General features: G+C 74.5%; 21 protein-coding genes. 13 read left to right on the plus strand and 8 right to left on the minus strand.

Translation table 11 applies throughout. From position 1 onward, the window contains the following. Positions 1-48: 48 nt before the first annotated feature. Complete coding sequence (locus ACTMTJ_RS27820; protein ID WP_441221021.1) at positions 49-921, minus strand: MBL fold metallo-hydrolase; 873 nt, start codon at positions 919-921, stop codon at positions 49-51. An 82-nt stretch (positions 922-1,003) separates the two neighbouring features. Between ACTMTJ_RS27820 and ACTMTJ_RS27825 the strand changes: the two genes are divergently transcribed. Further along, positions 1,004-1,861 carry a LysR family transcriptional regulator gene (locus ACTMTJ_RS27825; RefSeq protein ID WP_441221023.1) on the plus strand — a complete coding sequence of 286 codons (858 nt, stop codon included), beginning with the start codon at positions 1,004-1,006 and terminating at the stop codon, positions 1,859-1,861. Between the two features lie 6 nt (positions 1,862-1,867). On the opposite strand, the gene ACTMTJ_RS27830 is transcribed toward ACTMTJ_RS27825, so the two are convergent. Beyond that, positions 1,868-2,800 (minus strand): SMP-30/gluconolactonase/LRE family protein, encoded by a 933-nt coding sequence (locus tag ACTMTJ_RS27830; RefSeq protein ID WP_441221025.1) that lies wholly within the window; start codon positions 2,798-2,800, stop codon positions 1,868-1,870. 367 nt (positions 2,801-3,167) lie between these two features. Continuing rightward, positions 3,168-4,397, minus strand: a complete 1,230-nt coding sequence (locus ACTMTJ_RS27835) for an MFS transporter (protein WP_441221027.1) — start codon at positions 4,395-4,397, stop codon at positions 3,168-3,170. Positions 4,398-4,454: 57 nt separating this feature from the next. On the opposite strand from ACTMTJ_RS27835, the gene ACTMTJ_RS27840 reads away from it, so the two are divergent. After that, positions 4,455-5,429 (plus strand): HTH domain-containing protein, encoded by a 975-nt coding sequence (locus ACTMTJ_RS27840; protein WP_441221029.1) that lies wholly within the window; start codon positions 4,455-4,457, stop codon positions 5,427-5,429. Here ACTMTJ_RS27840 and ACTMTJ_RS27845 read toward each other — a convergent pair. Next, a complete protein-coding gene (locus ACTMTJ_RS27845; RefSeq protein ID WP_441221031.1) occupies positions 5,414-6,169 on the minus strand; it encodes an SDR family NAD(P)-dependent oxidoreductase in 756 nt (251 codons plus the stop codon). The two genes, ACTMTJ_RS27840 and ACTMTJ_RS27845, sit on opposite strands and share 16 nt — an antisense overlap. 16 nt (positions 6,170-6,185) lie before the next feature. On the opposite strand from ACTMTJ_RS27845, the gene hrpB reads away from it, so the two are divergent. Beyond that, entirely contained in the window at positions 6,186-8,621 is a 2,436-nt protein-coding gene (gene hrpB, locus ACTMTJ_RS27850) for an ATP-dependent helicase HrpB (RefSeq protein ID WP_441221420.1), read from the plus strand. On the opposite strand, the gene ACTMTJ_RS27855 is transcribed toward hrpB, so the two are convergent. Further along, entirely contained in the window at positions 8,585-9,421 is an 837-nt protein-coding gene (locus tag ACTMTJ_RS27855) for an alpha/beta hydrolase fold domain-containing protein (RefSeq protein WP_441221033.1), read from the minus strand. The two genes, hrpB and ACTMTJ_RS27855, sit on opposite strands and share 37 nt — an antisense overlap. Positions 9,422-9,626: 205 nt before the next feature. On the opposite strand from ACTMTJ_RS27855, the gene ACTMTJ_RS27860 reads away from it, so the two are divergent. The 6 genes from ACTMTJ_RS27860 (at position 9,627) to ACTMTJ_RS27885 (ending at position 14,900) form a co-directional block, all read left to right on the plus strand. Next, entirely contained in the window at positions 9,627-10,928 is a 1,302-nt protein-coding gene (locus ACTMTJ_RS27860; RefSeq protein ID WP_441221035.1) for an NAD(P)/FAD-dependent oxidoreductase, read from the plus strand. A gap of 2 nt (positions 10,929-10,930) precedes the next feature. Continuing rightward, complete coding sequence (locus tag ACTMTJ_RS27865; protein ID WP_441221037.1) at positions 10,931-12,382, plus strand: DHA2 family efflux MFS transporter permease subunit; 1,452 nt, start codon at positions 10,931-10,933, stop codon at positions 12,380-12,382. A 127-nt stretch (positions 12,383-12,509) separates the two neighbouring features. Continuing rightward, positions 12,510-13,490: a zinc-binding alcohol dehydrogenase family protein gene (locus ACTMTJ_RS27870; protein WP_441221039.1), complete on the plus strand. Its 981-nt coding sequence runs from the start codon at positions 12,510-12,512 to the stop codon at positions 13,488-13,490. A 45-nt stretch (positions 13,491-13,535) separates the two neighbouring features. Continuing rightward, positions 13,536-13,958: a universal stress protein gene (locus ACTMTJ_RS27875; protein ID WP_441221422.1), complete on the plus strand. Its 423-nt coding sequence runs from the start codon at positions 13,536-13,538 to the stop codon at positions 13,956-13,958. A gap of 5 nt (positions 13,959-13,963) precedes the next feature. Further along, on the plus strand, positions 13,964-14,095 hold the full coding sequence (locus ACTMTJ_RS27880; protein ID WP_441221041.1) for a hypothetical protein: 132 nt from the start codon (positions 13,964-13,966) through the stop codon (positions 14,093-14,095). Continuing rightward, positions 14,088-14,900 (plus strand): arginase family protein, encoded by an 813-nt coding sequence (locus tag ACTMTJ_RS27885; RefSeq protein WP_441221043.1) that lies wholly within the window; start codon positions 14,088-14,090, stop codon positions 14,898-14,900. Before ACTMTJ_RS27880 ends, ACTMTJ_RS27885 begins: the two co-directional genes overlap by 8 nt. 41 nt (positions 14,901-14,941) lie before the next feature. Here ACTMTJ_RS27885 and ACTMTJ_RS27890 read toward each other — a convergent pair whose 3' ends face one another. Together ACTMTJ_RS27890 and ACTMTJ_RS27895 are read right to left on the minus strand one after the other, a co-directional pair. After that, positions 14,942-16,633 (minus strand): sugar ABC transporter substrate-binding protein, encoded by a 1,692-nt coding sequence (locus ACTMTJ_RS27890; RefSeq protein WP_441221045.1) that lies wholly within the window; start codon positions 16,631-16,633, stop codon positions 14,942-14,944. 21 nt (positions 16,634-16,654) lie between these two features. Further along, positions 16,655-17,635 carry a GlxA family transcriptional regulator gene (locus ACTMTJ_RS27895; protein WP_441221047.1) on the minus strand — a complete coding sequence of 327 codons (981 nt, stop codon included), beginning with the start codon at positions 17,633-17,635 and terminating at the stop codon, positions 16,655-16,657. Positions 17,636-17,719: 84 nt separating this feature from the next. Here ACTMTJ_RS27895 and ACTMTJ_RS27900 point away from each other — a divergent pair, with 84 nt between their 5' ends. Continuing rightward, positions 17,720-19,030 carry an MFS transporter gene (locus ACTMTJ_RS27900; RefSeq protein ID WP_441221049.1) on the plus strand — a complete coding sequence of 437 codons (1,311 nt, stop codon included), beginning with the start codon at positions 17,720-17,722 and terminating at the stop codon, positions 19,028-19,030. On the opposite strand, the gene ACTMTJ_RS27905 is transcribed toward ACTMTJ_RS27900, so the two are convergent. After that, the gene (locus ACTMTJ_RS27905; RefSeq protein ID WP_441221051.1) at positions 19,027-19,473 is read right to left on the minus strand and encodes an iron chaperone; all 447 of its coding nucleotides are present in this window, start codon (positions 19,471-19,473) and stop codon (positions 19,027-19,029) included. The two genes, ACTMTJ_RS27900 and ACTMTJ_RS27905, sit on opposite strands and share 4 nt — an antisense overlap. A gap of 120 nt (positions 19,474-19,593) precedes the next feature. Here ACTMTJ_RS27905 and ACTMTJ_RS27910 point away from each other — a divergent pair, with 120 nt between their 5' ends. From ACTMTJ_RS27910 to ACTMTJ_RS27920, 3 genes are read left to right on the plus strand one after another with little or no spacing between them, the layout of a single operon-like run. Then, positions 19,594-20,763 (plus strand): sulfite oxidase, encoded by a 1,170-nt coding sequence (locus ACTMTJ_RS27910; protein WP_441221053.1) that lies wholly within the window; start codon positions 19,594-19,596, stop codon positions 20,761-20,763. 15 nt (positions 20,764-20,778) lie between these two features. Further along, on the plus strand, positions 20,779-20,937 hold the full coding sequence (locus tag ACTMTJ_RS27915) for a hypothetical protein (protein ID WP_441221055.1): 159 nt from the start codon (positions 20,779-20,781) through the stop codon (positions 20,935-20,937). Beyond that, positions 20,919-21,590: a PrsW family intramembrane metalloprotease gene (locus tag ACTMTJ_RS27920; protein ID WP_441221057.1), complete on the plus strand. Its 672-nt coding sequence runs from the start codon at positions 20,919-20,921 to the stop codon at positions 21,588-21,590. Before ACTMTJ_RS27915 ends, ACTMTJ_RS27920 begins: the two co-directional genes overlap by 19 nt. Position 21,591 lies beyond the last annotated feature (1 nt).

Raw genomic sequence — 21,591 nt, forward strand, 5'->3', positions numbered from 1 at the left:
TGACATCTTCTCGTCGCTCGGGCGACCTCGGCGGGCGTGCGCGGTCGGTCAGCCGGTGTGCTCCGCGCACAGGCAGCCGACGCCGCGCTCGATCCACTCCTGCCCCTCCCAGTCCGGGTGCAGGCGGATCATCAGGTCGCGTACCTCGGCGACGATCTCGGCCTCGCCCATCGCCGAGTCGCGGCGCTTCCAGGTCTCGTCGCGCAGCAGCCGCAGGTAGTCGCGCACGTCGGCGAGCAGGGCCGGACCGCCCACCGCGCCGTGGCCCGGCACCACGACGCGCGGCGCCCGCTCGGCGAGGCGTTCCATTACCGCCAGCCAGCGGGTGCCGGACACGTCGGTGTCGTGCGGCGGAAACCACGGGAAGATCGCGAACTGCCCGGCCTCCACCAGGTCGCCGGTGAACATCACCCCGGCGTCCGGCACCGTCACCACCTGGTCGCCGCGGCTGTGCGCCCGCCCGGTGGCCGCCATCCGCACGACCCGGCCGCCGAGGTCCAGCTCGTACTCGTCGCCGTAGACCACGTCCGGCTCGGTCAGCGTCACACCCTCCAGCTCGCGGGCGACCGCCTCGCCCAGCCCCTTGAACATCTCGAGGTAGCCCGGCCCCTTGCCGCGCCGGTCCTCGGCCTGCGCGCGGTTGACGAGGTAGGTGGCCGCGCCGGCGAACACCTGCGCGCCCATCGCGTGCTCCGGGTGGAAGTGCGTCGTGGTGAGGTACATGCGGCGCCCCTTGGCCACCTCGGCGGCGAAGGCGAGGACCCGCTCGGCGTTGGCCGGCCCCATGCCGGTCTCCACCACGAGCACCGAGTGGGCGCCGCCGACGACGCCGATGTTCGGCACGAGCTGCACACCCCGGTTGGGCACCACGAGCAGGTCGCTCGCGAGCTCCTGGACACCACTGATCTGTACGACCGTCATGCCACCACTCCAGCGCCGCCGCACCGGTACCGTCCAAGACTTGTTGCGGCGTCCCGATACCGGCCGGGTATCGTCGCCGGTCATGGAGCTGCGGACGCTGCGCTACTTCGTCGCCGTCGCCGAGGAGCTCCACTTCGGCCGGGCCGCCGCCCGCCTGCACATGACCCAGCCGCCGCTCAGCCGCGCGATCCGCCAGCTGGAGACCGACCTCGGCGCGGTGCTGCTGCGCCGCTCACCGGCGGGCGTCACGCTCACACCGGCCGGCACCGCCCTGTACGAGGAGTCCCGGACCCTCCTGGAGCAGGCCGACCGCGCCCGCGCCCGGGTCGCCGGCGCGGCGGGGGAGCAGGCCCTGACGATCGGCACGCTCGTCGACAGCGTCCAGCTGGCCGGCACGCGCCTGGCCGCCGCCTTCCGCGAACGGCATCCGGCGGCGCGGGTGCGGATCCGCGAGGCTGACTTCACCGACCCCACCTGCGGCCTGCGGGCCGGCCTCGTCGACGTCGCGCTGACCCGCGCACCCTTCGACGACAACGGCATCACGACGCGGGTGCTCCGCGCCGATCCGGTCGGCGTGGTCCTGCGCGCGGACGACCCCCTCGCCGCCCGCGACGCGCTGCGGCTGGACGACCTGGCCGGCCGGCGGTGGTTCCGGCTGCCGGACGGCACCGACCCGGTGTGGCACGCCTACTGGACCGCGACGGACCCGGGCGGCCCGTGGCGCGACGGCCCGGTCGTGCGGACGATGCAGGAGTGCCTTCAGGGTGTGCTCTGGAACGGGACGCTGGGGCTGGCGCCGGTGGACCACGCCCTGACCGACGGCGTGACGGTGGTGCCGCTTGTCGACATGCCGCCGAGCCGCCTGGTGCTGGCCTGGAACACCGCGGACACCAGCCCCCTCATCCGCTCCTTCGTCGCGCTCGCCGGCGCGCTCTTCTGACCGGGCCTAGGCGTCGACCACCACGACCTCGTACCGCGGCGCGGTCGGCGGGATGCCGGTGTCGAAGTGCGCGTTGACGGCCGCGAGCCGGTAGCCGAACAGCGCCGCGGTGGTGGGGATCGCGAACGCGGGACTCGTGATCGTCTTCTCCAGCGTGCCCCGGCTCAGGTCGCCGGCGAGCCGGTACCGCGCGATCTGGTTGTCGAAGTTGCGCACCGCCCACAGCCGCCGGCCCTCGAGCACGATACCGTCCACATTGGGCACGTCGACGCCCGCGATCAGCGCGCTGGCGCCGGTGGCCGCGTCCACCGTGTACAGCCGGCCGTTCGCGGAGTGCGCGACGACGAGTGTCTTGCCGTCCGGCGTGGCGGCGATCCCGTTGAGGTTGAAGTCACCGCTCGTGTCGGCCGCCGGGCCGGTGACGGCGAGCGTGCGCACCGCCCCCACCTTCCCGTGCCGGTCGACCGGCACGAAGAAGAGCTTCGCCTGCGTGGTGTCGGTGAACCAGGCGCCGCCCCGCGTGAGGGCCACGTCGTTGACGAAGTTGGTGTTGGCGGTCGCGAGCTGCCGGGTGGCGACGGTCGCGCCGGTGCGCAGGCTGTAGACGTACGCCTGGCCGGTGGCCCCGCCGGCGACGAAGAGCAGACCGTGGCGGGTGTCGGCCTTGAGGCCGACCGCCATCCTGCCATCGGGTACGTCGATGAAGCGCTCCGCGGTGCCCTTGCGGATGTCGCCCCGGAAGATGTCACCGGCGAACAGGTCACCGGCGTAGAACGTCGAGCCCGCGCCCGCCGCGATCCCCTCGGCCGAGGTGGCCCCCGGCAGCACGATGACCTTGTCCTGCCTGGTGTCCGCCGTCCCCCCAGCGGCGGCTGGCGTGGCCGAGGCCAGGGGTAGCGCCAGCGCGAGCAGCGCCACCGCCGTGCGTCGCAGAAGCATGATGTCTCCTATCAGGTGATGTCAGCGTGATTGTGCCGGATCGTCCGCCCGACACAGCTCCGCCACGTCGCCAACCGGTCACGACCGGTCTATCACCGATGTACGCCGATGGCACAAGGTCGCCGCGCTCGTATCCGGGCCGCGCCATGATCGTTAGCCCGACAGCTGTGCGACACGCCGGGATGAGTGCGGTTGTGGGGCTACCGATCATCGACGCGGAGGGCGCGCTCGGCTTGGCCGCTGCCGGGCGGTGCGGCGGCCTGGACGCGGCACGCGGCCACGGTGGCGCCCGGCTGGGTCACCGACGCGGGCTGGCCGAGGGGGACGGAGCCACCAGGCCGTTGACGCGGGCCGGCCGCCGGCTCGGTCACGCGGCCCGGCGGGCGAGGGCCAGTGTGGACAGTCCGGCGGCGAGGAAGAGGGCGGCCAGCACGGCCCAGCCGCCGCGGCCGTGGTCGATCGCGGTCGTGGTGACGACCAGCGGGGCGAGCATCGAGCCCAGCGCCGCCCCGGTCTGGCTGACGCCCTGGTACGCGCCGGCGTTGTCCGGGTCGGCGAGCTCGAAGGCGAGCGTCCAGCTGCCCGCCTCGGAGAGGATCTCGGCGAGGCTGTGCGCCACGGTGGCCAGCGCCAGCACCGCCACGACGACCGCGACGCCGCCGGACGTGGCGGCCGAGTAGAGGGCGCAGGCCACGGCCAGCAGGGCGCCGGCGCGGGCGACCGAGCGGCCGGCCGCCGGCAGGTCGTGCGCGCGGCGGGCCGCCCAGACCTGGAGCAGGGACACCAGCACGGTGTTGACCGCCAGGAGCGCCGCGACGGTGACCGGCGGCGCCGCCGTCCAGCCGGCCACCCACAGGGGTACACCGACGGTCAGCATGCCGAACTGCATGGTCATGACCGCGTTGAGCGCGGTGGCGGCCAGGTACGTGCGGTCGCGGAGCGGGGAGCGGCGGGTGTGTTCCGCCGCGGGCGGGGTGACCTGGCCGGGCACCCTGAGCCGGCGCAGCGACAGCGCGGAGACGAACAGCAGGGCCGCGGTCGACGCCATCGCCAGCATGTACGCGGGCCTTGTGCCGACCGCGAGGGCGATGGCCGCGAGCCCCGTGCCGACGCCGATGAAGCAGTTCATGACCACGCGGAGGCGGGCCCGCACCTCGACCCGTTCCGGGCCGGTGAAGCTCTGGGCGATCATCGTGGACAGCGCGGTGCGCTGCATGGCCTGCTGGCCCACGGCCGCGCAGGCGACGGCGACGAACGCGACCGGCGTGCCGACGGTGAGGTAGGCGAGCAGCGCGACGGCCTGCCCGGCGGTGGCGACGACCAGGACCCGGCGGGCGCCGACGACGGCGGCCAGGTAGCCGGCGCCCAGCGACGCCGCGACGGCCACCGCGCCGGCGACCGTGAGCCCGAACCCGACCGTGGTCGGGGTGAGCCCTGCGACGCGGGTGAAGAACAGCGCGCTAACGCTGAAGAACACGCCCCTGGACAGGGCGGAGGACATCGTCGACCAGGTCAGCGCCCGGGCGACCGGGTCGTCGGGGCTCAGGGTCCGCCGGACCCAGCCCGCCGCCCGGGGAGGGCTCGCGACAAGAAGCACGCCGACAGTTGTCGCAGGTAACCGGCCGGCCGTACCAACGATGTAGCGTATTGCTTCATGATCCGGTACGAGCTTGTCGGCATGGACCTGGCCGACGTGCGGTTCGCGGTGTCGCCGCTCAACGAGCTCGTGCTGTCGTTGCGGGCCTGGCGCGACCCGGGCCGGTATCCGCTGCACCTGCGCTGGCTGCACGCCCTGCGGGAGGCGCGCGGCGACCTCGACGAGGCCACCCTGTCCGCGCTGACCAACGACCGGCTGTGGACCCCCGACTTCCTCAACCCGCGGCCGTACTCGCCGCTGACCCGCGTCGACGACGAGCTGGCCCGGATCGCCGGCACCGACCCGGAGACCGTGCGGCGCGACCTGCGGGCCGTGCACGGCGCCGGGCCGCTCCCGGCGCCGCTGCGCGGGTCCGCGGCGCGCGTGCTGAGCCGGGTGCTCGACGCGCTCGGCGAGTACTGGCGGCGCTGCTTCGAGCCGTACTGGCCACGGATGCGGGCACTGCTCGAAGGGGACGTCACCTATCGGGGACGGCAGATCGCGCAGCACGGGCTCGCGGCGATGTTCGCCGACCTGTCCGGCACGGTGCGCCTGGTCGGCAACGTGGTCGAGGTGCGCCTGCGCTCCAATGTGGACTATGCCCGCCCGACCACCGGCGGCCTCACCCTCGTGCCCACGCTGTGGACCACCAACGCGTCCACGCCGATCTCCGCGGACGAGCCACCGATGATCCTGTACGCCGCGCGCGGCATCGCCACCCTGTGGGAGCCGCAGGTGCTGCCGGCGCCGGACACGCTCGCCGCGATCCTCGGCGCCACCCGGGCCGGGCTGCTCGTCCACCTCCGGACGCCGGCGTCCTCCACCGAGCTGGCCACCCGGCTCGGCGTCACCACCACGGCCGTCAACCAGCACCTGCGCACCCTGCACGCCGCCGGGCTGCTGGTCAGCGCCCGGCACGGCCGCTCGGTGCTCTACCGCCGCTCCGCGCTCGGCGACCAGCTGGCCGGCGACGCGGGTCAGACCGTGGTGTAGCCGCCGTCGACGACCAGCACAGAGCCGGTCATGAACGCCGACGCGTCGCTGGCGAGGTAGATCAGGCTGGGCGCGATCTCCTCCGGCGTGGCGTACCGCCGCATGGGCACGTCGTCGATCCAGCGCTGGCGGAACTCCGGCCGGTCGACCGGCGCCATCTCCGTCTTGATGTACCCCGGCGCGAGGGCGTTGACCCGGATGCTCAGCGGCGCCCACTCGGCGGCCAGCGACTTGGTCAGCTGGTGCACCGCCGCCTTGGAGGCGTTGTACGCCGGCTGCCACTGTGGACGGTTGACTATCAGCCCGGAGATCGAGCCGACGTTGACGATGGTGCCACCGCCGCGGCCGGCCATGTGCTTGCCGAACGCCTGGCAGCAGTGCCACACGCCGTTGACGTTGGTGTCGATGACGTCGGCCCAGTCGGCCTCGGTGACATCGAGGGCGGGCGCGTGTACGCAGGTGCCGGCGTTGTTGACGAGGATGTCCACGCCACCCATCTCGGCGGTGATCTCCGCCACCACCCGGTCGACGTCGGCGCGGCTGCGGACGTCGGCCTGGAAACCCCGGACGGTCGCCAGCTCGCCGAGCACCTCCGCGGTCTTGGCCGCGTCGCGGGCGACGATCGCGACCCGCGCGCCGGCCTGGGTGAGCGCGGCGGTGAACGCCCGGCCGAGCCCCCGGTTGCCGCCGGTCACGACCGCCACCTTTCCGGCGAGCCCAAACGCGTCAAGTACCGACATCACGTCCTCCAACACTCTGGTCCGGGACGCACCAGACTACGTGCGACAAGATGGCGGGGTGCTGCCCGTCGAGAAGGTGCTGCCCGCCATCGGCGATGCCTTGGACCGGGCCGGCGCCGCCGCGCTCGTGGCCCCGCCCGGCACCGGCAAGACCACGGTCGTGCCGCTGGCGCTCATGGAACGCTTCCCGGGCCGCGTCGTGGTCGCCGAGCCGCGCCGGATCGCGGCTCGCGCGGCGGCGCGCCGGATGGCCGACCTGCTCGGCGACCGGGTGGGCGGCCGGGTCGGCTACACCGTGCGCGGCGACCGCCGGGTCGGCGCGGCGACGAGGGTGGAGGTGGTCACCACCGGGGTGCTCGTCCGGCGGCTCCAGCGCGACCCCGACCTGCCCGGCACCGGCGTGGTGATCCTCGACGAGTGCCACGAGCGCCACCTCGACTCCGACCTGGCGCTCGCGTTCTGCGTCGACGCGCGCGCCACGCTCCGGCCCGACCTGCTGCTGCTCGCCACCTCGGCGACCGCCGACGTCGAGACCGTGGCCCGGGCGCTGGGCACCGACGAGGTCGTCGTCGCCGAAGAGGCCCTGCATCCCGTGGAGGTGGTGTGGGCGCCGCCGACCCGGCCGGTCGACGCGCCGCACGGGCTGCGGGTCGACCCGCGGCTGCTCGACCACGTCGCCGCCGTCGTACGCCGGGCGCTGGCCGAGCACGACGGCGACGTGCTGGTGTTCCTGCCCGGCGCGGGCGAGATCGCGGCGGTCGCCTCCCGGCTGCCCGGCGCGCCCGTACAGACCCTGCACGGGCGCCAGGACGCCGCCGCACAGGACGCCGTGCTCCGGCGGGGCACCGGCCGCCGCGTGGTGCTCGCCAGCGCGGTCGCGGAGAGCAGCCTGACCGTACCCGGCGTCCGGGTCGTCGTCGACGCCGGCCTGAGCCGGGTGCCGCGCACCGACCACGCCCGCGGGCTGGGCACGCTGGCCACCGTGCCGGTGTCCCGGTCGACCGCGGAGCAGCGGGCCGGCCGGGCCGGGCGGGAGGCGCCGGGCGTGGTGTACCGCTGCTGGTCGCCGGCCCAGCACGACCGGCTGCCGGCCCAGCCGGAACCGGAGATCGCGGTGGCCGACCTGACCGGCTTCGCGCTCGACCTGGCCTGCTGGGGCGACCCGGACGGCGCCGGGCTGGCGCTGCCGGACCGGCCACCGGCGGGCGCGCTGCGGGCCGCGACGCAGACGCTGCGCGCGCTCGGCGCCGTCGACCCCGGCGGCCGGGTCACCGCGCGCGGGCGGGCCATCGCCGCCGTCGGCGCGCACCCGCGGCTGGCCCGGGCGCTGCTCGACGGCGCCCCGGCGGTCGGCGCCGACCGCGCCGCGCGGGTCGTCGCGCTGCTCACCGAGCCGAGCGGCAGCGAGGAGGACGTGGTCGCCGCGTGGCGCCGGCAGGGTGTGAACGCGGAGGTGCGCCGCCTGCGCGCCGAAGCCGGGGACTGGCCGGAGACCGACCTGCCCGACGATCTCGCCGCCGGTCTGGTGGTCGGCCTGGCGTACCCGGAAAGGCTCGCCCGAGCCCGGCAGGCCGGCGGCCGGGCGTACCTCATGGTCGGTGGGACCGCCGCGGACCTGGCGCCGGGGTCGGCGCTGGCGGGCGCGGCCTGGCTGGCCATCGCCGCCGCGGACCGCGACCCGGGCCGGCCCGCCGCCCGGATCCGGATGGCCGCCGCCATCGACGAGGCCACCGCGCGGGTGGCCGGCGCCGACCACCTGGCCCGCGGCGAGGAGGTGGCCTGGTCCGGCGGCGACGTGGTGGCCCGCGCGTTCGAACGGCTCGGCGCGGTGACGCTCGTCGAACGCCCGCTGCGCGACCCGGACCGTGCCGCGCTCGACCGCGCGCTGCTGGACGGCCTGCGCCGGGAGGGCCTGGCGCTGCTGCGGTGGGACCGCGAGGCGCGGGCGCTGCGCGAGCGGCTCGCGTTCTGCCGGCACGCGCTCGGCGACCCGTGGCCGGACGTGTCCGACGAAGCCCTGCTCGCCACCGCGGAAGAGTGGCTCGGTCCGGAGCTGCACGGTGCCCGCCGCCGCGCCGACCTGGAACGCGCCGACGTCGCCGCCTCGCTGCGCCGGCTGCTGCCCTGGCCGCAGGCCGCCGCGCTGGACCGGGTCGCGCCGGAGCGCCTACCGGTACCCGGCGGGTCGCGGCCGCGGCTGGACTACACCGATCCGCGGGCACCCGTGCTGGCGCTGCGCGTGCAGGAGGCGTTCGGGTGGCGGGAGGCGCCGGTGATCGCGGACGGGCGGGTGCCCGTGCTGCTGCACCTGCTCTCGCCGGCGCGCCGGCCGGTCGCGGTCACCCAGGACCTCGCGTCGTTCTGGCGCACCGGGTACCCGCGGGTGCGGGCCGAGCTGCGCGGCCGGTACCCCCGTCACGCCTGGCCGGAGGACCCCACCGCGGCGGGTTGACCGGGTTTGAGCACGTCGTCGAGGAAGTCGATGGACGCCTCGATCAGCGCGGCCACGTCCGGCGCCCCCCGGAAGATGTGGTCGGCGCCCGGCACCGGGTGGAGGTCGCAGCGCACGCCGTACGCGTGCAGCACCGCGGCCAGGTGTTCGCTCTGCGAGTACGGCACGATCTTGTCGTCCGTGCCGTGCACGCACAGGAACGGCGGGGCGTCCGCGTGGGCGTGCTCGGCCGGGCTGGCCAGCGCCGCCAGCTCGCGCAGCTCGGCCGGCTGGCCGCCGAGCAGCTGTACCTCCGGGTCGTCGTCGCTCAGGCGGACTGTGTGGATCATGTCCGAGACGCCGTACCAGTCGACGACCGCCTGTACCGCGGTGGAGACGCCGGCGTCGCCTTCCAGCCGGGGATCGTCGGAGTCCGCGGTCAGCCCGGCCAGCGCGACGAGGTGGCCGCCCGCCGACTCGCCCCACAGCGCGAACCGGCCCGGATCGAGACCGAAGTCTCCGGCGTGCCCCCGAAGCCACCTGATCGCCGCCTTCAGGTCGTGGAGCTGGGCGGGAAACGTGGCCTCGGCCGAGAGGCGGTAGTCGACGCTCGCCACCGCGTACCCGCGGCGCTGGATCCGGTCGAAGAAGCCGAGCGGCAGGTAGGTCTCGGGGAGGGTCTTGCGGTCGCCGTTGCGCCAGGCGCCGCCGTGCACCCACACGACAAGCGGCCAGGGGCCCTCGCCGGCGGGCAGGTACAGGTCGAGGCGGAGGGGCCGGTAGCCGGAGATGTCGGCATAGACGAGGTTGGCGTGCGTCACACCCGGAGCGTAGCGAGGTTTTCCACTCACCCACCCGGGTAAGCGGAGCCCGGGCTCGCTTCTAGCGTCCCCTGCCGACCGGGCCCCGCCTGGCGCCCCCGGGGAGGAAGTCGGACCGGGCGGAAGAGCCGCCCGCCCGACCGTTCGGCGCCACACTATGAGGTAACCCGAGCAGGCCACCGTCAAACCAACGAGAGGCGGATCAATGGCTCGTCCACGGATCGTCATCGTCGGGGCCGGGTTCGCCGGCTACCACTGCGCGCGAAAGCTTGCCCGGCTGGCGCGGGGAGCGGCCGACATCACGCTCCTCAATCCGACCGACTACTTCCTCTACCTGCCGCTGCTGCCGGAGGTGGCCGCCGCCGGCCTGGAGGCGCGGCGGATCACCGTGTCGATACCCGGCACGATCGGCCGGGGCGTGCGGCTGGCGCTGGGCAAGGCGACCGAGATCGACCTCGACGGGCGGCGGGTGCGCTACACCGACCCCGAGGGCGGCGCGGGCGAGCTGCCGTACGACCGGCTGGTCCTCGCCGCCGGCAGCGTCAACAAGCTGCTGCCGATCCCGGGCGTGGCCGAGCACGCGCACGGGTTCCGCGGCATCTTCGAGGCGCTGTACCTGCGCGACCACGTCACCCGCCAGGTCGAGCTCGCCGACGCGACAGACGACCGGGCGGAGCGGGCGGCGCGGCTGACGTTCGTGGTGGTCGGCGCCGGCTACACCGGCACGGAGGTGGCCGCGCACGGCGCGCTGTTCACCCGCGACCTCGTCGCCCGCCATCCGCGCCTCGCCGACGCCCCGGTGCGGTGGCTGCTGCTCGACGTGGCCGGCCGGGTGCTGCCGGAGCTCGACGAGCGCCTCTCCCGCACCGCCGACCGGGTGCTGCGCGAGCGCGACGTGGACGTGCGGATGGGCACCTCGGTCAAGGAGGCCACGCACGACGGCGTGCACCTGAGCGACGGCGGGTTCATGCCCAGCCGCACGCTCGTGTGGTGCGTGGGTGTGCGCCCCGACCCGCTCGTCGAGGGCCTCGGCCTGGCCACCAACAAGGGGCGGCTCGTCGTCGACGAGTACCTGGCGGTGCCCGGCCGTCCCGAGGTGCTCGCCTGCGGCGACGCGGCGGCGGTGCCCGACCTCACCCGGCCCGGCGAGATCACCGCGATGACCGCCCAGCACGCCGAGCGGCAGGGCAAGCTCGCCGCGCGCAACATCGCCGCCTCGTACGGCAAGGGCAGGCCGCGCGCGTACAAGCACCACGACCTCGGCTTCGTCGTCGACCTGGGCGGCGTGCAGGCGGCGGCCGACCCGCTCGGCATCCCGCTCGGCGGTCCGGTGGCGAAGGCGGTGACCGCCGGCTACCACCTGCTGTCGATGCCCGGCAACCGGGTGCGCACCGCCGCCGACTGGGCGCTCAACGCCGCGCTGCCCCGCCAGACCGTCCAGCTTGGACTGGTCCGCGCCCCGGCGGTTCCGCTGGACACGTCGAAGCCGGAGGCCCGTACCATGTGATCATGGTGCGGTACGCGGAGGCCGCCGGCCGGTGGGTGCTGTTCGCGACCGTGCTCGGCTCGGGTCTCACATTCCTCGACGCCACCGTGGTCAACATCGCGTTGCCCCAGATCGGCGACGACTTTGGCGCCGGCGCGGCCGCTCTCCAGTGGACGGTCAACGGCTACACGCTCAGCCTCGCCGCGCTCATCCTGCTCGGCGGCTCGCTCGGCGACCGGTTCGGCCGGCGGCGGATGTTCGTGATCGGCACCGCCTGGTTCGCCGTCGCGTCGTTGCTGTGCGGCATCGCGCCGAACGTGGAGACGCTCATCGCCGCCCGCGTCCTCCAGGGCGTGGGCGGCGCGCTGCTGACGCCCGGGTCGCTCGCGATCCTGGAGGCCTCGTTCGAGAAGGACGACCGGGCCAAGGCGATCGGCGCGTGGTCCGGCATGGCGGGCGTGGCCGGCGCGATCGGCCCGTTCCTCGGCGGCTGGCTGATCGAGGCGGCCTCGTGGCGGCTCGTCTTCCTGATCAACGTGCCGCTCGCCGCGTTCGTCATCTACGTCGCGCTCCGCCACGTGCCCGAGTCGTCCAACCCCGCCGCGGCCCGCCGTTTCGACGTCGCCGGGTTGGTCACCGGCGCGGCCGGGCTCGCCGGCCTCACCTACGGTTTCACCGCGTGGGCCGCCGACGGCCCCGGCTCGCCGGCCGTGCTCGGCGCGCTCGCGCTCGGCGTGGGCGGGCTGGCCGCGTTCCTGGTCGTGGAGCGGCGGTCCAGCGAGCCGATGCTGCCGCTGGAGCTGTTCGCCATCCGCCCGTTCACGGCCGCCAACCTCGTCACGTTCGCGGTGTACGCGGCGCTCGGCGGGGTGTTCTTCCTCGTCGTGCTCAACCTTCAGGTGGTCGCCGGCTACAGCCCGCTCGCCGCCGGCACCGCGCTGCTGCCGGTCACCGCGCTGATGCTCGTGCTCTCCGCGCGGGCCGGCGCGCTCGGCCAGCGGATCGGCGCGCGCATCCCGATGACCGCCGGGCCGCTCGTGTGTGCCGGCGCGCTCCTGCTGCTGTCCCGGGTGGGCGCGGACGTCTCGTACGCCGTCGACGTGCTGCCCGCCGCGATCCTGCTCGGCCTCGGCCTGTCGCTGACCGTCGCGCCGCTCACCGCGACCGCGCTCGGCTCGGTGCCCGAGCGGCACGCCGGCATCGCCAGCGGCGTCAACAACGCGGTCGCCCGCGCCGCCGGCCTGCTCGCCGTCGCCACGCTGCCGCTCGCCGCGGGTATCGGCACCGGCAGCCTCACCGACGCGGGCGACCTCGCACCCGTGTACCGCGACGCGATGCTCATCTGCGCCGGCCTGCTGGTGCTCGGCGCGGTGGCCGCGGCGGTGTGGGTGCCGGCGAGGGTGAGACGCGAGTCCGAGGTGCCGGTCCATTGCGGCGTTACCGGCCCGGCGCCCCACGTCGCCGCGAGACAATGAGCGAGTGAGTTGGCGCGGCGGCGTCTGGACGGAGCCGCCCCGCCGACGAAGTCGGGGTTTCGGGGTGGCGGAGGAAGACGTCGCCTTCAGCGCCGCACGAGCGAGCGAATCAGGAGGCAGAGCCGTCATGCTCGCCTGGGAGGTGCGACGGCCGGGGATCCGCGCGGTGGTCCGGCCCGTCCCGGAGCCGGCGGCGGGGGAGTTGCTTCTGCGGGTACGGGCGAGTGCCGTCTGCCGCACCGACCTGCACGTGGCACAGGGCGACCTGCCCACGCACCGCCCCGACGTGGTCCCCGGCCACGAGGTCGTCGGCGAGGTGGTCGCGCTCGGCCCCTCGGTCGAGGGCTTCACCGAGGGGGAGCGGGTCGGCGTCGCCTGGCTGCGGCACACCTGCGGCCGCTGCGTGTACTGCCGGCGCGGCGCGGAGAACCTGTGCCCCGAGTCGCGGTACACCGGTTGGGACGCCGACGGCGGGTACGCGGAGTACGCGGTCGCGCCCGCCGCATACGTATACCGGCTGCCGCCGCGTTACCCCGACACGGAGGTCGCGCCGCTGCTCTGCGCCGGCATCATCGGCTTCCGCGCGCTGCGCCGCGCCGCCCTGCCGCCCGGTGGCCGCCTCGGCGTGTACGGCTTCGGCGCCTCCGCTCACCTCGCCACCCAGGTCGCCCTCGCGCAGGGCGCCACCGTGCACGTGCTCACCCGTTCGGCCGCCGCCCAGCGGCTCGCCCTCGACCTGGGCGCCGCGTCAGCTCTCGGCGCTCACGAGCGACCACCCGAGCCGCTCGACGCCGCGATCCTCTTCGCCCCGGTCGGCGACCTCGTGCCGGTCGCACTGGAGGCGCTCGACCGCGGTGGCACGCTCGCCATCGCCGGCATCCACCTCACCGGCATCCCGCCGCTCGACTACGAACGGCACCTCTTCCAGGAACGCCAGCTGCGCAGCGTCACCGCCAACACCCGCGAGGACGGCCGCGACTTCCTGGCCTTCGCCGCCGACCACCCGCTGAGCGTCACCACCACGCCGTACCCGCTGAAGGCCGCCGACACCGCTCTAGCAGACCTGGCCGCCGACCGGGTAAACGGAGCCGCCGTGCTCATCCCCTGACCGCCGACGATACTTAGGCGCGTGAGTCACGAGTTCGAGTACGGGATGGACGGTCCCAAGGTGCTCGTCGTGGGGGTGGACGGCTCGACCACCTCACTGCGCGCCGGCGCCTACGCCGCCGGCCTGGCCCGCCGCCAACGCTCCCGCCTCGTCGTCGTGTACGTCGCCCGCCCCGGCGCCTTCGTCGGCCTCGCACCGGGTGCGGCGGCGCTGGCCCGCGAGGCCGACCACGAGTTCGCCGAAGACCTGCGCCGCCAGGCCGAGGAGGCGGCCACGTCGGTCGGCCTGAAGATCTCGTTCCAGGAGGTCTACGGCGACCCGTACACCGAACTGGTCCGCGTCGCCGACGAGGTAGGCGCCGACGGCGTCATCGTCGGCGCCTCGATGCGCGCCGGCCACCGCTTCGCCGGCTCGCTCGCCATCCGCCTGGTCAAGACCGGCAAGTGGCCGGTCACCGTGGTCCCGTAACCGCCTTGTCGGACAATATGGCCGAGCTCACCACGCACCTGCGAGTGGGCGCCGCCGAGCCGCGACTGCTGCTCGACCCGCTCGCCCGCCGCGAACAGCTCGCCCGCCGCGAAGAAACAGAGACACCTCATGACTGACCACAGCACCGCCGGCACCTGGGATGTGATCGTCACACCCTGGCACCTCGACGAGCACATCCCGGCCTTCCCGATCCCCGCCACGGCGGCCGAGACGATCCGCCCGGCCCTCCCGGCCGGCCCCGTCCCCGCCCGGATGAGCCTGCTGCACCAGGCGGTAGCCGACGCGGTGGCCCGGGCCGCCAGGCCGCTGCTGCTCTCCGGTGACTGCCCCGCCGCCCGCGCGGCGGTAGCCGGGCTTCAGCGCCGCCACCGCGACCTGGCAGTGGTATGGCTGGACGCGCACGGCGACTTCAACACCCCGGCCATCACGGTCAGCGGCTACCTCGGCGGCATGGCACTCGCGATGCTAACCGGCCGGACACCCGGGCTGTTCGACGACGCGCTCGACCCGCGACCAGTCCCCGACACCAGCGTCGTGCTCGTGGACGCCAGGGATCTCGACCCCGCCGAGCGCGACGCGCTGACCGCCAGCCAGGTCCGCCGCGTGCCCGCCGACCCGGCCGCGATCACCGCCGCCCTCGACGCGCTCGGCCGCACGCCGGTCTACCTGCACCTCGACATCGACGTCGTCGACAGCGCGCAGCTGCCCGGCCTGCGCTTCCCCTCAGGCCCCGGGCCCTCCCTCACCCAGATCGAGGAATGCCTGGCCGCCGCCTGCGCCACCGCCGACGTGGCAGGCGCCGGTATCGCCTGCGCCTGGCTCCCCGATCGCGTCAACGACCAGACCACCCGCGAAGCGATCACCCGGCTCGTCGGAGCACTCGGCGCCGACCTGGCATGGCCCGAACCCGCCGCCCGCTGACCGTTCGTTCATGCCGGCGGGCCCGGTCGACCGGTGGTCGGTCAGCGGCGTGCTGTAGCGCCGTTGCCGGGCGGGCGTCTCGGTGCGGGGAGTTCGGCGGAGGGGAGCGCCTCCTGTAGGGCCGCGGCCAGGCGGCGTACCACCGGGTCCGGGTCGGCGCCGGCCACCAGCTCGACCTCGGCCTTGGCCAGCGCGGTCCACACCTGGCGCATCTCCGGCAGCGACGGCATGAGGTCGCCGGCGCGGCACTCGGCGTAGAAGTCGGCCATCGTGGGGTCGCGGGCGACCACCTCGTCCAGTGCCGTGCGCAGCGCGGGTGGGCGGGGCTGGATGTCGTAGAGGGACAGCGCCACGTCGGTGCGGGTCAGGTAGTGGGCGGCCAGGTCCTGGGCGATCGTCTTGTTGCGGCCGCGGCGGGTGAGGAAGAAGCCGTGCACCGACACGAACGGCCGTACCCGACCCTGGCCCTCGTACGGTGGCACCGGGCCCACCGCGAACCGTAGTCCGGCCTCGCGCAGGTCGCTGACCACGCGGGAGGCGCAGACCAGGTAGGGCGTGCGGCCGGCCTGGAAGAGCGCGGTGGCCCGCTCCTTGTCGATCTCCCGGCGGAGCACGCCGATGCCCTGCGCGCCCAGCTCGCGGAAGCGTTCGAACGCCCGGATCGTCTCCGGCGCGGTCACACCCAGCCGGCTCGGGTCGGGCCGGCCCTGCGCGCCGCGGCCGAACAGCCAGCCGCCGGCGGCGAGCAGCAGGGGGTACATGTAGTACGGGTCGCCGTCCGCGCCGACCTGCACGACCAGCGCCTCGTCGGCCCGCCCGGCCGCGCGCAGCGCCTCGCCGGAGGCGAGCAGTTCCTCGAACGTCGCCGGCTGCTCCGGCGCCAGGTCGGTGTTGCGCAGCAGCAGGGCCGTGTCGAGGGCGTACGGCACGCCGTACAGCTCGCCGTTCCAGGTCATGGCCTCGACCGCCTCGGGCAGGAACGCCTCCTGCCGCCGGTGGGACAGCGCGAGCGGCTCGATCAGCCCGCGCCGCGCCAGGTCGCCGACCCAGTCGTGTGGGCCGACCACCACGTCCGGTACCTCGTCGCCGTCGGTGCCCTGTACCAGCCGCTCCTGTAGCCGCTCGATCTGCTCGGTGTGGAAGCGCAGCCGCACGCCGTGGGTGGCGAGGAAGTCGGCGGCGAACGTGCGCAGCGCGTTGGCCCGCCGCTCGTCCGCCCAGATCAGCACCTCGGGGCGCAGCTCGGAGAGGCGGCCAAGCTGGTCGCGGATCCACCGCACGCCGGCCGAGTCGGTGAACGTCACCTCGACCCGGTAGTCGACCGCGTGCGAGCCGTCCGCGACGAGCCCGGTGCCCAGCTCGCTGGACTGGAACATCGGCTCGGCCGCCGGCGGCACGATCGGCAGGTCGACGCGTTCGCCGACGTTGGGGTCGTGGATGTCCACCACCGTGAGGCTGACCTGGTAGATCGGCGTCTCGGAGGCGTTGCGCACGAACGCGCCCCACCCGTCGAGGCCCCAGCCCCACCACGCCGACACCAGCGCAGCCTGGGTGCGCCGGACGAACGCCTCCTGCTGCCGGCGCGCCTCGGCCGCCACCTCGTCGCGCTGGGACTCGATCCGGTACACCCGCTGGGCGGCGAGTGCGGCGAGGCCCGCGAAGATCAGCGCCATGATCGTCGCGACCGAGGAGATCCAGGTGGGTACGTCGCCCCAGTCCGCTGCTACCACCACGCCTTGACTGTAGAGAGTGGATCAAACGTGGCCGCGGAAGGTGCGGCGGTACGCGGTCGGTGGGACGCCGATCGACAGCTGGAACTGCTGGCGCAGCGCGGCCGCCGTGCCAAAGCCGGACTGGCGGGCCACCTGGTCGACGCCGAGGTCGGTGGTCTCCAGCAGCAGCCGGGCGCGGTCGACGCGTTGCTGGAGCAGCCAGCGGGCCGGGCTCGCGCCGGTCTCCTCGCGGAAGCGGCGGGTGAACGTGCGCACGCTCATCCGGGCGTGTGCCGCCATCGCCCGCAGGGTGAGTGGCTCGGCCAGGCGGGCGAGGGCCCACTCGCGGGTCGGCGCGGTGCCGGTGACGCCGATCTCGGGGACGGGGTGCTCGGTGTACTGCGCCTGCCCGCCCTCCCGCCACGGCGGCACCACGCAGCGGCGGGCGGCGTGGTTGGCCACCTCGGTGCCGTGGTCGCGGCGGATGACGTGCAGGCACAGGTCGATGCCCGCGGCCACGCCGGCCGACGTGAGGATCTCGCCGTCGTCGATGAAGAGCACGTCGGGGTCGAGCTTGACCTTCGGGTACAGGGTGCGGAACGTCTCGGCGTGCGCCCAGTGGGTGGCCGCCGGGCGGTCGTCGAGGAGTCCGGCCGCGGCGAGCACGAACGAGCCCGTGCAGATCGACACGATGCGCGCGCCCCGGCCGTGCGCGGCGCGCAGCGCCTCGCCGACCGCCGGGTCGAGGGTGCCGTCGGTCAGTGGCGGGCCGCCGTGGATGCCGGGCACCACGACGGTGTCGGCGGTCTCGGTCAGCTCCAGGCCGTGGTCGGGCAGGACCTGGAACCGGGCGGCGGAGCGGACCGGGCCGCCGGTCGGCGTGCACGTGTCCACCGCATACCGCCGGCGGCCGGCCGCGTCGCGCGCGGCGCCGAGCACCTGGGAGGGTGTGCCGAGGTCGAGACCGACGACGTGGTCGAGGGCGAGGACGGCGACGCGATGGGCGTCCGGTGCGATCGGCATGCACCCGAGTATATGGCCCGATTATTGCGCATGATGGCTCGCGGGCCACTCGTCGTTCGGTACCCCTTGATCGAAACTCGGACCGTGACCCGCCGTCTTCACCCTGCCTGGCTCGTGGCCGTCGTCGCCTTCGTCGCGCTCGTCGGCGCCGCCGGCTTCCGCGCCACACCGTCGGTCATGCTCCACCCGCTGCACGAGGAGTTTCGCTGGCCGCTGGCCACCATCTCCGCGGCCGTCTCCGTCAACCTGATCCTGTACGGCCTCACCGCACCGTTCGCGGCGGCGCTGATGGAGAAGTTCGGCATGCGGCGCGTGGTGACCGGGGCGCTGGTGCTGGTCGCGGCGGGCAGCGGGCTGACCGTGTTCATGAACGCCAGCTGGCAGCTGATCCTCTGCTGGGGCGTCCTGGTCGGCCTGGGCACCGGCTCGATGGCGCTCGCGTTCGTGGCGACGGTCACCGGGCGGTGGTTCGTGAAGCGGCGCGGCCTCGTCACCGGCGTGCTCACCGCCGGCGGCGCGGCCGGCCAGCTGGTCTTCCTGCCGCTCCTGGCCACGGTGGTCGAGTCGAACGGGTGGCGCACCGCGGCGCTGATCGTGGCGGCGGCCGCCCTCGCCGTCGTACCCCTGGTGCTGTGGCGCCTGCGCGACCGGCCGGCCGACCTGGGCGTGACCGCCTACGGCGCCGCCGGGGACGACCCGCCGCCGGCGCCGGCCACCGGCGGTGCGGCCGCGCGGGCCGTGGGCGCGCTGCGCGCGGCGGCCCGGACCCGGGCGTTCTGGCTGCTGGCCGGCGGCTTCGCGATCTGCGGCGCGACCACGAACGGCCTGGTCGGCACGCACTTCATCCCGGCCGCACACGACCACGGCATGACCGAGACGACGGCCGCCAGCCTGCTGGCGCTGGTCGGCCTCTTCGACATCGCCGGCACGATCGCCTCCGGCTGGCTCACCGACCGGATGGACCCCCGGGTGCTGCTCGGCGCGTACTACGCGCTGCGCGGCGGCTCGCTGCTCGTGCTGCCCACCCTCTTCGCCGACTCGGTGGGGCCGAGCATGCTGGTGTTCGTCATCTTCTACGGCCTCGACTGGGTGGCCACGGTGCCGCCGACCGTCGCGCTGTGCCGCGAGTACTTCGGCGCCAGCGGCCCGGTCGTCTTCGGCTGGGTGTTCGCCTCGCACCAGGCCGGCGCGGCGGTCGCGGCCACGGGCGCCGGCCTGGTCCGCGACCAGCTCGGCACCTACGCGCTGGCCTGGTACGTGGCCGGCGGCCTCGCGATCGGCGCGGCCGTGCTCTCGCTGATGCTCCGGCGCGGCGGCACGGTGGTGCCGGTGGTCATCGAGCCGCCCACGCCGAAGGTGGCGGTCGGCTGGCGGCTGCGGCCCGCCGAGGACTAGCCCGCCGCCTTCTTCACCAGCGCGGCGATCCGCTTCTCGTCGGCGGCGGTCAGCTTCGTCAAGGCCCAGGCGGTCGGCCACATGGTGCCCTCGTCGAGCGTGGCGTCCTCGTTGAAGCCGAACGACGCGTACCTCGCCTTGAACTTGGCCGCCGGCGTGAAGAAGCAGATCACCTTGCCGGCCGCGTTGGCGTACGCGGGCATGCCGTACCAGGTCTTGGGGGAGAGGCTCGGCGCGCTCTCCGTGACGATGGCGTGGATGCGTTCGGCCATGACGCGGTCGGAGTCGGGCATCTCGGCGATCTTCGCGAGCACGGCGGCCTCCGCGTCCGCCTTGGATCCGCGCGCCTTCAGCTCCTTGGCGTGCTCCTTCATCGCGTCGCGTTCCTCGGCGCTGAAGCCTTCGTATGTGCCGGTGCTCTTGGCGGCCTTCTTCGCGGGCATGGCGGCTCTCCTTCTGGCGGTCTCTCAGACGATCTTCATGCTACGGAGCCGCCACGCGCCGCGACTTCTTGAAACCTGATCGATTGATTCCTACTAAACCTATAGAGTAACGTCCTCGATATGGACAAGGTGGAGATGTCCCGCCGGAGCCTGGTGCGGCTCTCGGCCGCGGCCGGCATAGGGGTGGCGGCCGGCGCCGCCGTCGGAGGCACGCCCGCCCGGGCCGCCGACCCACCCATCCTCAAGCCGCTGCCGCCGGAGCTGTTCACCGTCTTCGGCACCAACGCGGAGACGAAGTGGGAGGCGCTGCGCGACACCGGCGCGCTCGTACCCGTGGACCGCTTCTTCGTGCGCAACCACACGCGCACGCCGCGGATCGACGCGGCGGCCTGGCGGCTGCGGATCCACGGCAGTGGCCTGCGCCGCGGGCCGGTCGAGCTCACCTACCGCGAGCTGCGTCACCTGCCGTCCGACACGGTCACCGCGGCGATCGAGTGCGCCGGCAACGGGCGCGGCTTCTTCACCAGCCAGCAGGGTCAGACCGTCTCGGGTACCGCCTGGAAGCTCGGCGCGATCGGCGTGGCCCGCTGGACGGGCGTGCGCCTGTCCACTGTGCTCAAACGCGCCGGCCTCTCCCGCACGGCCGTCGACGTGCAGCCGGTCGGCCTCGACCCGGACTTCGTGAGCGGCGGGGTCAACCTCGGTCCGGTGCGCCGCCCGCTCCCGATCGACAAGGCACTGCACGACGTGCTGCTCGCCTACGAGATGAACGGCGAGCCGCTCCCGCCCGACCACGGCTTCCCGGTGCGCGTGGTGGTGCCCGGCTGGATCGGCATCTCGTCGATCAAGTGGCTGGGCCAGCTGGAGGTCTCCGCCGAGCCGCTCCTCTCGCCGTGGAACACGCAGTTCTACCGCCTCTTCGGCCCCACCTACCCAGCCGAGGGTGAGCTGGTCGGGCGGCAGACCGTCAAGAGCGCGTTCGAGCTGCCGTGGGAGGGCACGCTCTCCGCCGGCCGGCAGGTGCTGCGCGGCCGCTCGTGGTCGGGCAACGGGCGCGTCCGCCGGGTCGAGGTGAGCACCGACGGCCGCACCTGGCGCCCGGCCGAGCGCGTGGGGGCGGGCGGCGCGTGGCAGCGGTGGGAGTACCCGTGGCACCCCGCGCCGGGCGCGTACACGCTGCGGGCCCGCGCCACCGACGTCACCGGCGTGACCCAGCCCGACACGGTGCCGCACAACACGCTGGGATACCTGTTCGGTGCGATCGTTCGGCACCCGGTGACCGTGGTGTAGACGTACCGTGATCGAATGAACGAGGCCTACCGGCGGTGGGCGTGGGTCGCGGTGCTGGTGGTGGGCCTGGTGCTCTACCTTGCCGTGCTCCGCACCATGGTCGACACGCGCAACCCGAACTTCGTGCCGACCACCATCCTGCTCGGCGCGACGGTGTGCCGGCGACGTTCCTGACCTTCGCCGCGGGGCGCTCCGGCCGGTGGCAGGTGCCGGCCTGGATCCTGGCCGTCGCGGCGTTCTTCGGCGGCGTGGTCGGCGTGGTCGTGGCCGGGCAGCTCGAGTACGACACGCTGCGCGACCTCGGCGCGCTGCCGATGCTCTTCGTCGCGGTGATCGAGGAGTGCGCGAAGCTGATCGTGCCGGCGGCGCTGCTGTTCGTGCTGTGGCGGCGCCGCCGCGAGCCGAGCGACGGCCTGGTCATCGGCGTGGCCTGCGGGGCGGGCTTCGCCGCGCTGGAGACGATGGGCTACGCGTTCACCGCGCTGCTCGCCTCCCGCGGCGACATCGGCGCGGTCGAGGAGACCCTCTTCGTGCGCGGCCTCCTCGCGCCCGCCGGCCACACCGCCTGGACCGGCCTGACGGCCGGCGCGCTCTACGCCCTCGCCGCCCGCCCGAGCGGCCGCCGCGTCTGGATTTTCCTGGGTACGCTCGCCGGCGCGATCGTCCTGCACACGCTGTGGGACAGCATCGGGGCGATCCTCGGGTACGTGGTGCTCGGCGCGGTCAGCGTCGGCTGGCTGTTGCTACAGATGCGCCACTACCGCACCTTCACCCCGGCGCCCAGCCGGGGTGCGCAAAGGTCCTCACACGCCGTTGGAGCTGCTTGAG

Origin of the sequence: Phytohabitans sp. LJ34, from assembly GCF_052068095.1 — a bacterium.
Classification (GTDB): domain Bacteria; phylum Actinomycetota; class Actinomycetes; order Mycobacteriales; family Micromonosporaceae; genus Phytohabitans.

Excerpts from the sequence above, each read along its gene's own strand:
- ACTMTJ_RS27820 (WP_441221021.1), bottom strand. The coding sequence starts at position 921 with ATGACGGTCGTACAGATCAGTGGTGTCCAGGAGCTCGCGAGCGACCTG.
- ACTMTJ_RS27825 (WP_441221023.1), top strand. The coding sequence starts at position 1,004 with ATGGAGCTGCGGACGCTGCGCTACTTCGTCGCCGTCGCCGAGGAGCTC.
- ACTMTJ_RS27830 (WP_441221025.1), bottom strand. The coding sequence starts at position 2,800 with ATGCTTCTGCGACGCACGGCGGTGGCGCTGCTCGCGCTGGCGCTACCC.
- ACTMTJ_RS27840 (WP_441221029.1), top strand. The coding sequence starts at position 4,455 with ATGATCCGGTACGAGCTTGTCGGCATGGACCTGGCCGACGTGCGGTTC.
- ACTMTJ_RS27845 (WP_441221031.1), bottom strand. The coding sequence starts at position 6,169 with ATGTCGGTACTTGACGCGTTTGGGCTCGCCGGAAAGGTGGCGGTCGTG.
- ACTMTJ_RS27860 (WP_441221035.1), top strand. The coding sequence starts at position 9,627 with ATGGCTCGTCCACGGATCGTCATCGTCGGGGCCGGGTTCGCCGGCTAC.
- ACTMTJ_RS27865 (WP_441221037.1), top strand. The coding sequence starts at position 10,931 with ATGGTGCGGTACGCGGAGGCCGCCGGCCGGTGGGTGCTGTTCGCGACC.
- ACTMTJ_RS27870 (WP_441221039.1), top strand. The coding sequence starts at position 12,510 with ATGCTCGCCTGGGAGGTGCGACGGCCGGGGATCCGCGCGGTGGTCCGG.
- ACTMTJ_RS27875 (WP_441221422.1), top strand. The coding sequence starts at position 13,536 with ATGGACGGTCCCAAGGTGCTCGTCGTGGGGGTGGACGGCTCGACCACC.
- ACTMTJ_RS27885 (WP_441221043.1), top strand. The coding sequence starts at position 14,088 with ATGACTGACCACAGCACCGCCGGCACCTGGGATGTGATCGTCACACCC.
- ACTMTJ_RS27895 (WP_441221047.1), bottom strand. The coding sequence starts at position 17,635 with ATGCCGATCGCACCGGACGCCCATCGCGTCGCCGTCCTCGCCCTCGAC.
- ACTMTJ_RS27905 (WP_441221051.1), bottom strand. The coding sequence starts at position 19,473 with ATGCCCGCGAAGAAGGCCGCCAAGAGCACCGGCACATACGAAGGCTTC.
- ACTMTJ_RS27910 (WP_441221053.1), top strand. The coding sequence starts at position 19,594 with ATGGACAAGGTGGAGATGTCCCGCCGGAGCCTGGTGCGGCTCTCGGCC.
- ACTMTJ_RS27915 (WP_441221055.1), top strand. The coding sequence starts at position 20,779 with ATGAACGAGGCCTACCGGCGGTGGGCGTGGGTCGCGGTGCTGGTGGTG.